Origin of the sequence: Microbacterium sp. zg.Y1084 (assembly GCF_024623595.1) — a bacterium.
GTDB classification, from domain to species: domain Bacteria; phylum Actinomycetota; class Actinomycetes; order Actinomycetales; family Microbacteriaceae; genus Microbacterium; species Microbacterium wangruii.
In genome coordinates this window covers 132,976-146,494 of the sequence record NZ_JANJGV010000001.1, presented here as the reverse complement: position 1 = coordinate 146,494, position 13,519 = coordinate 132,976, and the positions used below count along the sequence as shown (strand labels likewise).

At 71.7% G+C, this 13,519-nt stretch carries 15 protein-coding genes; 3 read left to right on the top strand and 12 right to left on the bottom strand.

What is annotated here, in order from left to right; genetic code table 11:
* The first annotated feature begins 78 nt into the window (after positions 1-78).
* Entirely contained in the window at positions 79-339 is a 261-nt protein-coding gene (locus NQ165_RS00755; protein WP_257530323.1) for a hypothetical protein, read from the top strand.
* A gap of 25 nt (positions 340-364) precedes the next feature.
* Here the strand turns inward: NQ165_RS00755 and NQ165_RS00750 are convergent, their stop codons facing one another.
* From NQ165_RS00750 to NQ165_RS00740, 3 genes are read right to left on the bottom strand one after another with little or no spacing between them, the layout of a single operon-like run.
* Complete coding sequence (locus tag NQ165_RS00750) at positions 365-1,549, bottom strand: acetyl-CoA C-acetyltransferase (protein WP_257530321.1); 1,185 nt, start codon at positions 1,547-1,549, stop codon at positions 365-367.
* Complete coding sequence (locus NQ165_RS00745; protein WP_257530319.1) at positions 1,546-2,199, bottom strand: CoA transferase subunit B; 654 nt, start codon at positions 2,197-2,199, stop codon at positions 1,546-1,548. The genes NQ165_RS00750 and NQ165_RS00745 overlap by 4 nt, the downstream gene beginning before the upstream one ends.
* A gap of 3 nt (positions 2,200-2,202) precedes the next feature.
* Positions 2,203-2,976 carry a CoA transferase subunit A gene (locus tag NQ165_RS00740; protein ID WP_257530317.1) on the bottom strand — a complete coding sequence of 258 codons (774 nt, stop codon included), beginning with the start codon at positions 2,974-2,976 and terminating at the stop codon, positions 2,203-2,205.
* 106 nt (positions 2,977-3,082) lie between these two features.
* On the opposite strand from NQ165_RS00740, the gene NQ165_RS00735 reads away from it, so the two are divergent.
* Complete coding sequence (locus tag NQ165_RS00735) at positions 3,083-3,877, top strand: IclR family transcriptional regulator (protein ID WP_374679376.1); 795 nt, start codon at positions 3,083-3,085, stop codon at positions 3,875-3,877.
* A 50-nt stretch (positions 3,878-3,927) separates the two neighbouring features.
* Here NQ165_RS00735 and NQ165_RS00730 read toward each other — a convergent pair whose 3' ends face one another.
* From NQ165_RS00730 to NQ165_RS00690, 9 genes are read right to left on the bottom strand one after another with little or no spacing between them, the layout of a single operon-like run.
* Positions 3,928-4,821 (bottom strand): alpha/beta fold hydrolase, encoded by an 894-nt coding sequence (locus NQ165_RS00730; protein WP_257530314.1) that lies wholly within the window; start codon positions 4,819-4,821, stop codon positions 3,928-3,930.
* Entirely contained in the window at positions 4,818-5,570 is a 753-nt protein-coding gene (locus NQ165_RS00725; RefSeq protein ID WP_257530312.1) for a 3-hydroxybutyrate dehydrogenase, read from the bottom strand. Before NQ165_RS00725 ends, NQ165_RS00730 begins: the two co-directional genes overlap by 4 nt.
* On the bottom strand, positions 5,563-6,237 hold the full coding sequence (locus NQ165_RS00720; RefSeq protein WP_257530310.1) for a TetR/AcrR family transcriptional regulator: 675 nt from the start codon (positions 6,235-6,237) through the stop codon (positions 5,563-5,565). The genes NQ165_RS00725 and NQ165_RS00720 overlap by 8 nt, the downstream gene beginning before the upstream one ends.
* Complete coding sequence (locus NQ165_RS00715) at positions 6,234-7,853, bottom strand: class I adenylate-forming enzyme family protein (protein ID WP_257530308.1); 1,620 nt, start codon at positions 7,851-7,853, stop codon at positions 6,234-6,236. Before NQ165_RS00715 ends, NQ165_RS00720 begins: the two co-directional genes overlap by 4 nt.
* Positions 7,850-8,989: a branched-chain amino acid ABC transporter permease gene (locus NQ165_RS00710; protein ID WP_257530305.1), complete on the bottom strand. Its 1,140-nt coding sequence runs from the start codon at positions 8,987-8,989 to the stop codon at positions 7,850-7,852. Before NQ165_RS00710 ends, NQ165_RS00715 begins: the two co-directional genes overlap by 4 nt.
* 1 nt (position 8,990) lies before the next feature.
* Positions 8,991-9,866, bottom strand: coding sequence for a branched-chain amino acid ABC transporter permease (locus NQ165_RS00705; protein WP_257530303.1), 876 nt, complete (start codon positions 9,864-9,866; stop codon positions 8,991-8,993).
* Positions 9,863-10,576: an ABC transporter ATP-binding protein gene (locus tag NQ165_RS00700; protein ID WP_257530301.1), complete on the bottom strand. Its 714-nt coding sequence runs from the start codon at positions 10,574-10,576 to the stop codon at positions 9,863-9,865. Before NQ165_RS00700 ends, NQ165_RS00705 begins: the two co-directional genes overlap by 4 nt.
* The gene (locus tag NQ165_RS00695) at positions 10,573-11,370 is read right to left on the bottom strand and encodes an ABC transporter ATP-binding protein (RefSeq protein ID WP_257530299.1); all 798 of its coding nucleotides are present in this window, start codon (positions 11,368-11,370) and stop codon (positions 10,573-10,575) included. The genes NQ165_RS00700 and NQ165_RS00695 overlap by 4 nt, the downstream gene beginning before the upstream one ends.
* A 12-nt stretch (positions 11,371-11,382) precedes the next feature.
* Positions 11,383-12,588, bottom strand: a complete 1,206-nt coding sequence (locus tag NQ165_RS00690; protein WP_257530514.1) for a substrate-binding domain-containing protein — start codon at positions 12,586-12,588, stop codon at positions 11,383-11,385.
* Between the two features lie 212 nt (positions 12,589-12,800).
* On the opposite strand from NQ165_RS00690, the gene NQ165_RS00685 reads away from it, so the two are divergent.
* Entirely contained in the window at positions 12,801-13,070 is a 270-nt protein-coding gene (locus tag NQ165_RS00685; RefSeq protein ID WP_257530297.1) for a hypothetical protein, read from the top strand.
* Positions 13,071-13,519: the final 449 nt, after the last annotated feature.

Below are 13,519 nucleotides of genomic sequence, written 5' to 3'. Positions count from 1 at the left end.
GCCTCCCGGGGTTGCGCCGCCGACGCGGTTCTGTCAATACCCGCTTTCCGGCGCCGGTCTGCGCGGTAGCGTTGCGGGATGCGCGGCTATCTCTTCGGCTCCGGACTCATCACCAGCATCACCAGCGGCATCACGCTGCTGCGCGGACTGCGCAACGACGAGCCCTTCACGTGGCGCACGGCGCTCGCCTGGGCGAGTTGGGGCATCTCGCTCGCCCTCGCCATCGGCGCCGTCGTCGACATGCGCCGCGCCAAGCGGGGGCACCTGGTCGCCGGCGACTCCCCGGTGAAGGGCAAGGAGCAGAAGCTCATGAAGCAGCGCCTGCACAAGGCCGACTGACCGTCGGCGCGTCCGCGCCGCCCGATCAGCGCGTCAGGATGAGCGCATCGCCCTGACCGCCGCCACCGCAGAGCGCCACGCCGGCCGTGCCGCTCCCCCGGCGCACGAGCTCGTGCACGGCGTGCACCACCAGACGGTTGCCGCTCGCCCCGATCGGGTGGCCGATCGCGATGCCTCCGCCGTGGATGTTGACGATGTCCTCGTCGATCCCGAGTTCGGACTGGGACTGCGCGACGACGGCGCCGAACGCCTCGTTGATCTCGACGAAGTCGAGGTCGCCTGCCGACATCCCCTGCTTGCGCAGCGCCTGCTCCATCGCCCGCGCCGGCTGCGCGTGCAGGGAGTTGTCGGGCCCGGCGACCTGACCGGCCGCACCGACGACCGCCAGCACGTCCCAGCCCTGGTCATCGGCGTGGCTGCGGGTGGTGAGCACCACGGCCGAGGCGCCGTCGGAGATCTGCGAGGCGTTGCCGGCGGTGATGGTCCCCTCCGAGGCGAACGCGGGCCGCAGGCGCGCGAGGGTGTCCACCGTCGTGTCGGGGCGCACGCCCTCGTCGCGGGTGACGACCAGCGGGTCGCCCTTGCGCTGCGGCACCTCGACGGGGACGATCTCGTCGTCGAAGACGCCGGCATCCTGTGCCGCGGCGGCCCGCTGATGCGAGAGCGCCGCGACGTGATCCTGCGTCTCCCGGGTGATGCCGAGCCCGCCGTTGTGGCGCTCGGTCGACGCGCCCATGCTCTCGCGGTCGTAGGCGTCGGTGAGGCCGTCGTGCGCCATGTGGTCCAGCACCTCGACGCTCCCGTAGGACCAGCCGTCGCGGGATCCCGTGAGCAGGTGCGGAGCGCGGGTCATCGACTCCATGCCGGCCGCCACGACGACGCGCGCATCGCCGGTCTGGATCATGCGCTTGGCGTCGATCACGGCCGACAGGCCTGAGAGGCACACCTTGTTGACCGAGGATGCCGGCACGTCCCAGCCGATGCCCGCGGCGACGGCCGCCTGACGTGCGGGGTTCTGTCCCGACCCGGCGGGAAGCACCTGCCCGACGATGACGGCGTCGATGGCGTCCGCGGGGATGCCGCCGCGCTCGAGGGCGCCGCGGATGGCGAGGGCGCCGAGTTCGGGAGCGGTGAAGGAGGCGAGCTGGCCCTTGAGGCGTCCCTGCGGGGTGCGGGCGGCGGCGACGATGACGACGTCTTCGTGGTTCATGCTTCCACCCTAAGAGTGTCGGAGACGGCCAGCGGCGGCTCGGTGGCGGCCCGCACCTCGGCGACGGTCACGCCCGGGGCCGTCTCGACGAGCACGAGCCCGTCGGGCGTGACGTCGATGACGGCGAGGTCGGTGATGATGCGGTCGACGACTCCGCGGCCGGTGAGGGGCAGCGAGCAGGCGTCGACGATCTTGGGCGAGCCGTCGCGGGCGACATGCTCCATCAGCACGATGACCCGCGCCGCGCCGTGGACGAGGTCCATCGCGCCGCCGGGGCCCTTCACCATCTTTCCGGGGATCATCCAGTTCGCGAGGTCCCCGGTGGCCGAGACCTGCATCGCTCCCAGGATGGCGGCGTCGATCTTGCCGCCGCGGATCATGCCGAAGCTCGTCGCGGAGTCGAAGTAGGCCGCACCCGGCAGCACCGTGACGGTCTCCTTGCCCGCGTTGATGAGGTCGGGGTCGACGTGCTCCTCGGTCGGATACGGCCCGACACCGAGGATGCCGTTCTCGGACTGCAGCACGACCGTCACGCCGTCCGGGACGTGATTGGGAACCAGGGTGGGAAGACCGATGCCGAGGTTGACGTACGAGCCGTCGGTGAGCTCCCGGGCCGCGCGGGCGGCCATCTCATTGCGAGTCAGCGCCACGGGTCACTTCCCTTCTGCACGCACGGTGCGTCGTTCGATGCGTTTGGGGATGTCGCCGCCGACCTCGACCAGCCGATGGACGTACACGCCGGGGAGGTGCACGTCGTCGGGGTCGATCTCGCCCGGCTGCACGAGCTGCTCGACCTGCGCGATGCAGACTCTGCCCGCCATCGCCGCGAGCGGGTTGAAATTGCGCGCCGCCTTGTTGAACACCAGGTTGCCGTGGGTGTCGCCGCGCAGCGCGTGGACGAGGGCGAAGTCGGTGACGATCGCCTCTTCGAGCACGTAGGGCAACGGCCGGCCGGTGGTGTCGAACGTGCGCACGTCCTTCGCCGGTGACGCCACGGCGATGCCGCCGGAGCCGTCATAACGGCGGGGCAGTCCGCCCTCGGCCACCTGGGTGCCGACGCCGGTCTGCGTGTAGAACGCGGCGATGCCGGCACCACCGGCGCGCAGCTTCTCGGCGAGCGTGCCCTGCGGCGTCAGTTCGAGCTCCAGCTCACCGCTGAGGAACTGCCGCTCGAACTCCTTGTTCTCCCCCACGTACGACGACGTCATCTTGCGGATGCGTCCGGCGCCCAGCAGCACGCCGAGCCCCCAGTCGTCGACCCCGCAGTTGTTGGAGACGACGGAGAGGTCGGTGGTGCCCTGCGCGAGCAGCGCCTCGATGAGCGCGATCGGGTTGCCCGAGAGACCGAAACCTCCGACGGCCAGCGACGCCCCGTCGGGGATGTCGGCGACCGCGGCGGCCGCGGAGGGGAAGGTCTTGTCGATCACGGGCACTCCTTCGTGAGCCGGGTGTCCTGCCACCATGCGCGCCGTCGCTGTGGCGCGGCAACCCGGTTCTTGTGATGTGGGCGCCGCTGCGTCTATGTTCCACTATGTGGACACCCCGCCCCGTTCTGCCGTTCCTGGAGCCCAGACCGTCGCCCGCGCGGCGCGCCTGCTGCGCCTCGTCACGGCGGCGGCGGGTGGAGGTGGGGCCGCGTTGCACCAGCTCGCCCACGATGCGGGACTCTCACGGTCGACCGCCCACCGTCTGCTCTCGGCGCTGCGCGTCGAGGGCCTCGTGGACCAGGACGAGAGCTCCTCGCGGTGGATGCCGGGGCCCGAGCTCTTCCTGATGGGCTCGGTGGCCGCCGCGCGCTACGACATCACCGACCTCGCACGCGACATCGTGCGTTCCCTCGCGGTGAAGACCGAGGAGAGCGCGTTCCTGTCGGTGCGTCGCGGCGATGAGACGGTGTGCCTCGTCCGCGAGGACGGTGCCTTCCCCATCCGCTCTTTCGTGCTGAGCGAAGGAGTGCGGTTCCCGCTGGGCGTGGCATCCGCGGGGCTGGCGATCCTCGCCTTCCTCCCCGACGACGACGCGGACGCGTACCTGGCGCGGCATCCCGAGCTCGCCGACCGGTTCGGCGCGCGGCATGCGCCGGCCGCGCTGCGCACCCGCGTAGCCGACACCCGCGACCGCGGCTACGCGGTCAATCCGGGGCTCATCGTCGAAGGCTCGTGGGGACTGGGCGCGGCGGTGTTCGACCGTGCCGGACGGCCGGAGTGGGCGCTGAGCCTCACCGGCGTGGAATTCCGATTCTCCCCCGAACGCCTGCCGGCGCTCGGCCGCACCCTGCTCGCGCACGCGCACCAGCTGTCCTCCCGCATCGCCGCCGCGCGCGGGTAGGGGCCGGCCCCACGGCCGAGCCCCCGTCACGACGCGCGCGCCGACCGCGCTCAACCGGCCGGCGCGAGAGCCTCCCTCACGTGCCCGGCGACAGCGGCGGCGCCGTCGCGCGAGAGCACGATCGTGTAGTGGTTGAACCCGTCGATGCGGTGATGGCGCACCTGCGGCATCCGGTCGAGCACCGCACGCAGGTGGGGCGGCGGATACAGCCCGGGCACCTCGTCGCGCAGGCCACGCGGCACCGTCAGCAGCACGGTCGTGTGGGCCAGCGCGGCGAGCGCGGCGGGAAGGGTCGGGCCGCTGTTCATGTCGACGGTGTCGTCGGCCATGGTGCGGTAGCTGGTGGCCGGGCGCTGGCGGTCGCCGTCGGGTGACAGGTCGTAGGCGAAGTAGTCCTCCAGCTCGGCGGACCACGCCTCGCGGAAGGCGGGGTGGTCGCGCCAGAAGTCCACGTAGGCCGCCTCGTCGGCGAAGCGCAGGTTCAGCCGCTCCGCCGTCGATCCCAGGATGTGGGAGACGACCGTGTCGGCATCGAGTCCCGCCGGAACGTCCAACGGCAGTCCGCCGTCGACGAGCAGCAGCGAGGAGACGCGCTCCGGATGCCGGTGCGCGAGGGCCACGGCGACGAACGCGCCCATCGAATGGCCGACGACGAGGGTGCGCTGCACCCCGGCGGCGTCGAGCACGGCGGCCATGTCGTCGGCGTGCGCGGCGAGGCCGCCCGCACCGGTCACCCCGTTGCTGCGGCCACGACCCCGCAGGTCCGGGGCGATCAGGCGCACACCCGGCAGCTGCTCGGCCAGCCACGGCCATGCCCGGTGCGACGAGGTCACCCCGTGGATCAGCAGTGCGGTCGGGGCGTCGGGCGCGTCCGCCTCCCACACCCCCACGCGCAGGGCTCCCCCGGGCACCGGCACGTCGAGGGTGCGGTAATCGCGGCTCATCGCGCCGTCCATCCGCCGTCGATCGTGTACGACGCTCCGGTGACCATGCCGGCTTTGTCCGACACGAGCCATCCGGCGAGCGAGGCGACCTCGTCCGCTTCGACCAGGCGCTTCACGGCGATCTCGGTGAGCATCACCTTCTCCACGACCTCGGCCTCCGGGATGCCGTGCACGCGCGCCTGATCGGCGATCTGGCGCTCCACGAGCGGCGTGCGCACGTACGCCGGGTTGATGCAGTTGCTCGTGACCCCGTGCGGTCCCCCCTCGAGGGCGGTGACCTTCGACAGCCCCTCGAGGGCATGCTTCGCGGTGACGTACGCGGATTTGAACGGGCTCGCCCGCAGCCCGTGGGCGCTGGAGACGTTGACGATGCGCCCCCATCCCCGGGCGTACATCCCCGGCAGCGCGGCGCGGATGAGCAGAAAGGGCGACTCGACCATGAGGCGCTGGATGAGGCGGAACGTCTCCTGCTCGAACTCCTCGATGGGCGCGACCCGCTGGATGCCGGCGTTGTTGACGAGGATGTCGACGTCGAGGGAGAGGTCCTCCTGCGCGGCGGTGACGGCGAGGTCCACCACCCAGGCCTCTCCCCCGGCGGCGTCGGCGGCCGCGGCAGCCGCATCGGCGTCGCGGTCGGCGACGATGACGTGGGCACCGCGCGCGGCGAACTCCTGCACGCAGGCCAGCCCGATGCCGCTGCCGCCGCCGGTCACGAGCGCGCGACGGCCCATCAGATCGCGGTCAGTCATCGCCATTCCCCTCGCGGACGGCGAGCGCGTTGCGCACGAATCGCATCATGTGATCGACCACCGCGGTCGGGATCTCGGCGGGCGGCGCGCCCGTGGCACCCCGCTCCCACAGCAGGTACCGCATGCCGATGAGCTCGCCGGCGCCCATGAGCGCCCACGCCGTGACCTCGGGGTCGAGCCCGGGATCGACCTCCCCCTGACCCTGGGCCGCCCGCAGGCCCGCCTCGTACCCGTCGACGATGCGCGTGTAGTGCAGCCGCAGCATCTCGGGCGAGACGAACTCCGCCTCGCGCACGATGCGGTACAGCGCCGGATGCGCCGCCGTGAACCGGAAGAACCCCTCGAAGCCCGCACGCTCGGCCTCGACGCGCGACGACGTCGTGGCCATCGCCTCGGCCATCGCGTGACGGACGCGGCGGTTGAGGTCGACGACCAGCTCCTCGAAGATCTGCTGCTTGCTGTCGAAGTAGAGATAGAAGGTGCCGAGGCCGATGCCGGCGTGCTCGGTGATCTTCACGATCGACGCCTCGTGGTAGCCGGACGCGGCGAAGACGGCCTCCGCCGCTTCGAGCAGCCGGCGCCGGGTGGCCTCTCCCCGCTTGGTCAAGGGGCGGCCGCTCGTGGACAGTGCCGCATCCGGCGGCTCGAACGCCTCGATGGTGCTCATGCGGGGTCTCCTTCGAGGGTGGGGATCGGTGTCGGTGCAGACGCGCAGACGGATGCCGTGGCGGCGGGTGCCGCCACCAGAGCCGCCGCCTGGGCACGCAGCTGGGTGCGGGCGAGTTTGTCGATCGTGCTGCGCGGCAGCGCGTCGACGAACGCCACGCGGGCGGGCACCTTGTAGGCGGCCAGCTCGCGGCGCGCGTGCGCCAGCAGCTCATCCGCGCCGAGGAGGGCACCGGGCGCGCGCACGACGAACGCGACGCCGCGCTCGCCCCAGACCGGGTCGGGCGCTCCGACCACCGCGACCTCGGCGACGGCCGGGTGCCCGCCCAGCGCCCGCTCCACCTCTGCGGGCGCGACGTTCTCGCCGCCCGAGATGAAGATGTCCTTCAGCCTGTCGACGATGCGGTAGACCCCGTCGGCGTCGCGTGCGGCGATGTCGCCGGTGCGCAGCCACGCGCCGGCGCGGGCACGGTCCGTCGCGGCGGGGTCGTCGAGGTACCCGGCGAAGACGCTCGGGCCACGCACCCACAGCTCGCCCGTGGCGGCGCCCTGCAGTTCCAGCCCGGTCTCCGGGTCGGCGAGCATGACCTCGACGTGCGGGTAGGGGCGGCCGACGGCGCCGGAGTGCGCGGCAGCCTGCCCGGCGGGAAGGCACAGCACGTTCGGCGCCGCCTCGGTCAGTCCGTATCCCTGGGTGAGGGTCACACCGGTATCCGCCCACCGGTCCGCCGTGTCGGGCGACATCGTCGCGCCGCCGACGAGGGCGAGGCGCAGGCTGCCGAGGCCCTCCGGCCCGAAGCGGGGGTCGTCGGCGAGCTGCCGGTACTGCGTCGGCACGCCCATCATCGCGGTGACCCCTCGCTCGGCGATGAGCTGCAGCACGCGGCCCGGCTGGAACGAGCGCTCCAGCACGACGGTGGCGCCCACCCACCAGGCGAGCAGGGGCTGCACGTTCCAGGCGGCCACATGGAACTGCGGCAGGATCGCCAGCACGACGTCGTCGGCGGTGAGCTGCAGGGCACCCGACAGCGCGAGGTTGTTCCAGAAGCAGTTGGCATGGGTGAGCACCACGCCCTTGGGTGCCGCTTCGCTGCCGGAGGTGAAGATGACCAGCAGCGGGTCGTCGTCACGCACCGGGCGGGGCGCGGCATCCGACGCGTCGGCCGGGGGCGGTGCCGCGGCCTCCACCCCTGTCGTGCCCAGCGCCGCCACGGGCGGCCGCCTCGTCAGCCGGCCGAAGGCGTCGTCCGCGAGAGCGGCGTACTCGTCGTCGACGAGCACGAGCGCAGGCGCGGCGCGGTCGATCAGCTCCGCGAGCTCGCGCGGGGCGAGTCGCCACGACAGCGGAACGAACGCCAGCCCGCTGCGGGCGCAGGCGAAGAACGCCGCGACGTGGTCGATGGAGTTGCCCGAGATGGTCGCGATGCGCTGCCCCGCCCGGTAGCCCGCGCCCTCGAGCCGCTGCGCAAGAGCCGCAGCGCGCTGTTCGAGCTCGCCGTAGGTGATCGTCACGCCCCGGTCGTCGATGGCGATGCGCGCGGGTGACGCACCGGCGCGATCGGTGAGCCACCGGCCGACGGTGTGCGGGCCGTCGGCGCCCCGTGCGTCGGCGCTCACACCCGCACCGGCGTCGGCTCGTCAAGCGTCTCGCTGTCGTCGAGCCGGTGCAGGCTCGCCCGGGTGCGCTCGCCGCGACGACGGCGCACGGCGGCATCGACGGTGCCGGCGATCCCGCCGGGGAGGAACATCACCACGAGGATGAACAGCACCCCGAGCAGGAACATCGGCTCCGACAGCGGCACGCGCAGGATGTCCGGAAGCGCGTCGATCGCGTCGGAGCGGGCCAGCACCGTCAGGCGCTGGTCGAGCAGGGTGTACAGCACGCCTCCCACGATGGCACCCCAGCGGAATCCGACGCCACCGAGCACGACCATCACCAGCACGGTGATCGTGAGATCCGCCGACACCGACGCGGGCTGCGTCCCGGACTGCAGCAGCAGGTAGGCCATGCCGGCGAGCCCGGCGCACAGGGCGGCGACGACGAACACGAGCAACTTCGCACGGTAGGGAGACAGCCCCAGCACCTGCACCCGCAGCTCGTTCTCGCGCGTCGCCTCGGCGAGGTGTCCCAGCCGCGAGCGGTCGACCCACAGCACGATCAGGTACACCACCACCACGACGGCCAGCGTCAGCCAGTACAGGTTGCGGGTGTTGACCACCCCGACCAGCCAGTCCGGCACCTGCGCGGTGGCCAGCCCCAGGCCCTCCTCGCCGCCGGTGACCTGCTGATTGCGACGCACCAGCACCGAACCCGCCTGCGCGAAGGCGAGGGTGACCATCGCGAAGGGGATGCCGGAGACCCGCATCGCCACCGAGCCGGTGATGAGCGCCACCACGAGCCCGCCGATGAGAGCCAGCGGCACGGCCGCGACCAGCGGCAGCGCGGCCGCCTTCAGCAGGATGCCGAGCCCGTAGGCCCCGGCACCGAACGACAGGGCATGGCCGAACGACAGCATGCCGGCGGTCCCCAGCAGCAGGTTGTACGACAGCGCCAGCGCGGCGAACACCATGCACAGCGACATCAGCGCGAGGCTGCCGGGGGTGTAGGTGGCGCCGGGCAGGATGCCGGGGATCGAGAGGTTCAGCAGCGGCAGCACCGCCAGCAGCACGACGAGGGCGCCGCCCAGGGCGGGCGGCAGCATCCGTCCTGCGCGCCCGCGGACCAGGGTGGGGATGCCGGTGGTGGTGGTCATGTCATGCCCGCTTTCCGAGGAGCCCCGAGGGTCGCACCAGCAGCACGACCGCGAGGAGGATCACGACGATGAAATCGCCCGTGCCCTGCAGATAGGTGTTGGCCACCTGCTGCAGCACCGCCACCACGACGGAGGCGATCGCGGCGCCGGTCAGCGACCCGAGGCCTCCCACGACGGTCACGATGAAGGCGAAGATGAGCAGCGTCGAACCGAGGTGGGCCGACACGAACGTCTGCGCGTGCATGGCCAGCACGCCGCCGATGCCCGCCGCCGCCCCGCCGATCGCGAACACGACGGTGAACGAGCGGCGCACGTCGATGCCGAGCGCCGTCACCATCGCGCGGTTCTCGACGCCGGCGCGGATGATCATGCCGTAGCGGGACCTGCGCAGGAACAGCACGAGGGCCAGCAGCACGAGGACGGCCGCGATGATCAGCACCCAGTATTTGTTGGGAATGCTCGCCCCCAGCACCGGGGTGGTCGCCGCCAGCCACGGCGGGCCGGAGATGTTGATGGCATCCGTCCCCCAGATCCCCTCGAACAGGGCCACGGCGGCGAAGGAGAGCCCGACCGTGACGAGCACCTGTTCGATGTGCCGTTCGTAGAGCGGGCGGATGAGAACGAGCTCGGTGAGGGTGGCGAACAGCGCCCCGACGCCGGCGCCGACCAGCAGCGAGGCGAGGAACCCGCCCCATGACTGCGTGCCCAGCGCCTGCGCCACCTGCCAGCCGACGAACGCGCTCAAGGTGAGGAACGCGCCGTGGGCGAAGTTCAGCACATGCATGAGGCCGTAGATCAGGCTCAGTCCGCTGGCGACGAGGAAGTACAGCGCCCCGAGACCGACGCCGGTGATGAGGGTGAGGACGAGGGTGCTCATGCGTGGGCCTCCGCACTGACGCCGAGGAGCCGGGTGGTGAGGGCGGGGTCGTCGAGGATGCCGCGGGCGCTGCCGGTGTGCACGACGCGTCCGCCGGCGATGACGACGGCGTCGCCGGCCAGCGCGCGCACCACCTCGAGGTTCTGCTCCACGAGCAGGATGGGCACCACCTTCGACGCCTCCCGCAGGGCCTCTGTCACCTGAGCGACGATCATCGGGGCCAGGCCCTTGGTGGGTTCGTCCACCAGCAGCAGCCGGTTGTCGTTGAGCAGTGCCCGGGCGACGGAGACCATCTGCTGCTGCCCGCCCGAGAGGGTGCCGGCGCGCTGGTCGCGCCGCTGCACGAGGTCGGGGAAGAGCGCGTCGACGAACTCGCGGCGCGGGTTGCGCTGCCGTTCCGCGAGGGCCAGGTTCTCGGCGACGGTGAGGCCCGCGAACACCTCACGGTCTTCCGGGACGTACCCGACGCCGCGCTGCACGATGCGGTGCGTCGGCAGGGAGTCGATGCGCTCCCCCGCAAGCACCACGGTCCCGCGCCGGTGGATGAGGCCGAGCACCGCCCGCAGCGTCGAGGTCTTGCCGACGCCGTTGCGGCCGAGCACCGCGGTGATGCCGGTGGACGGCACCTGGAAGGTCACGGATTCCACGACCTGCTGCCCGGCGATGGTGGCCGACAGGTCGGTCACCTCGAGGATCGGCTCGGCGCTCATGCGGCCGTCCCCGTCCCGAGGTAGGCGCTCTGCACGGTGGGGTTCGCCATGATGCGCTCCGGGGTGTCCAATGCGATGATGGTGCCGAAGTACAGCACGGCCACGAGGTCCACCAGTCCCATCAGCACGTCGATGTGATGCTCGACCATCAGCACGGTGCAGTTCTTTTCGCGGTGCATCCGGCGGATGTTCTCCACGAGCCCCGCCACGTCCCCCGACGCGACCCCGGCCATCGGCTCGTCCAGCAGCACCAGCCGCGCGTCGGTCGCCAGCAGCACCGCGATCTCGAGCTTGCGCTTGTCCCCGTGCCCCATGTCCCCTGCCGGGGTGTCGAGACGGTGCCCGAGCCCCACCTCCTCCAGCATCGCCACGGCCCGCTCGGTCGCGGCATCCGTTCGCCGGGGGAAGCGCAGCAACGAGTAGTCGCCGCCCTCGCCGACCTGCGCGGCGAGGCGCACGTTCTCCAGCACACTCAGGCGCGGGAACAGGCTGGACGTCTGGAAGGTGCGTCCCAGCCCCGCCCGCGCCCGGGCGGGCACCGACAGCGACGTGATGTCCGCGCCGTCCATCAGGATGCGACCGGCCGTGGGCTTGACGATGCCGGAGACCGCGTTGAACAGCGTGGTCTTCCCGGCGCCGTTGGGCCCGATCACGCCGACGAGACGTCCGGGCGGGATCTCGAGGTCGACGTCGTGGAGGATGGTCGCGCCGCCGATCTGCAGGCCGAGGCCTTCGATGCTCAGCGCGGCGGGAGCGGCGTCGGTGCGGGGCGCGGACGGGACGGGGATGCTCATGCCTGCGTCCGCTCAGCCGGCTTCGGCGGGGGCGACCGCGTCGGCGGGAGCGGTGTCGACGAGTTCGGGAACCAGCGCCCCGTCGGCGGCGACGAGCTTCACCTGGTACATCTCCTGCAGCAGGGCGTGGTCGGAGGCGCGCACCGTCGTCGGGCCCTTCGGGCCGTCGAACGAATAGCCCTCGAGGGCGGCGATCATCGCGTCGACGTCCCCGGCTCCCTCCCGCACCGCCTGCACCAGCATGAGCGCGGCGGTGAAGCCGTCGGGGGTGAAGAGGTCCGGCGTGCCGCCATCGGCTTCGACCCGCTCGATCATCGCGGCGTTGACCTCGTTGTCGGGCCCGCCGGCGAAGTAGTGGTTGAGGAAGCTGATCTTCTCGGATGCCTCGCCGTAGGCGCCGAACGTCGCCGCATCACCGAGACCGGTGACGACCGGGATCGCGTCGAGCACGCCCTGCTGGCTCATCGCCTGCCACATCGCGCCGGAGGTGGCCCCTGCCCACGCGACGAACACGAGGTCGGGGCTGCCGGCGATCACCTGCTGGGCGAACGGCGTGAACTCGGTGACGTCCTCGGCGACGAGCACGCTGTCGACCTCGGCCCCCTGGGCGCCGAGGATCGCCGAGACGGCGGCCTCGTTGCCCTGACCGAAGGCGTTGTTCTGCGCGAAGACGGTGATCTTCTTGCCCTCGATGTCGTCGAGGAAGGTGCCGGCGGTGGCGACGTCCTGCGCGCTCTGCCGGCCGGTGCGGAACGTGTACTCGTTGATGCCCGTCACCGCGTCGGCGGCGGCGGGGCCGGAGAGGAACAGCACCTGGTTCTGCGCGGCCTGCTCGGCCAGTGCGAGCGCGACACCCGACGATGCGCTGCCGGCGAGGATGTTCACGCCTTCGCCGATGAGCTCCTTGGCGATGGTGACGGCGGTGTCGGGGTCGCCGGCGTCGTCGCGGTACTCGATCACGAGCGCCGTGCCGTCGACCTCGTTGGTGCCGTCGGTGGCGTAGTCGAGTCCGGCGCGGAATCCCTCGAGGTACTGCTTGCCGTACCCGGCGAGCGGTCCGGTCTCGCTGGTGATGACGCCGACGGTGACCTCCGCGGGTCCTTCGGCGCCGGGTTCGGCCGCGCCGCCGGCGGCATCCGGCGAGGGCGCGCACGCCGAGAGGACGAGGGCGGCCGCGGCGACCACGGAGCCCAGGAGCAACTTCTTCGTAACGCGCATGTGCGTGCCTTTCACCATTGAGAGGATGCAAACCTGAGATGTGATTCAGGTATTGCGAATCTAGGGACCGGGCAGGGCGAAGTCAAGGGTCGGAACCACCGGGCGGCGATCACCCGCCGGACTTGCGTGTGTTCCCACCACAGGGTGTCTGCTGTCTGCAGCGGATGCCGTCGCCCGAGGCGATGCACCCCGAGACGGAAAGGACCTGCATCATGAAAGCCCTCAGAGTCACGATCGTGATCGTCGTCGTCATCGCATGGGTCGCCGCGGCGGGAAGCCTGATCACGGCCTTTGTCGACCTCTCCTCGCTCCCCGCGTTCGCGCGCGGCGCGCTCGGGCTGTGGCCGGACCCCGGCACGCCGGCATCCCTGGCGGTGCGGTTCGGGGCGATCGGCGTGGTCGTGGCCGGGATCGTGGCGCTGCGCGTCCTGGGCAAGGCGATGGAGCGCCGGAACAGCTCCCGCGCCGCCGCCGAAGCGTAGCGTCGCGCCCGGATTCGGCTGCGCCGACCGTCCTACCGCCGCGATCAGCGGGACCGTTGTTCAGGTGACCGGCGAGGGTCTGAAACGGCAGGCGGCGCGTAAGTGCGGCAAGGGCTTGTGGTGACCCTCCCCCGGTTCACCGTCGATATGCTCCTGCGTCGTCGGTCGAGAGCACCCCGAGTCCGTACGCGTTTCCGAGCGAGACGGGAGGGCTTCGTTCCCCGAATAGCTGGCGGCGCATCTGGCGCGAGTTCAAAGCCGATATGGGGTACTCCGACGACCTCAGCCCGCACGACTTCCGCAAGACAGTCGCGACGATCCTGGACCGCGAGCACGGGCGAGCGATTCCGCGAAGGTTCTCGGACACAGTTCGCCCGTCATGACGGGGAGCACTACATCCAGCACAAAGCCATCGCGCCGGACGTCTCCGAGACCCTGCAACGGTTCGC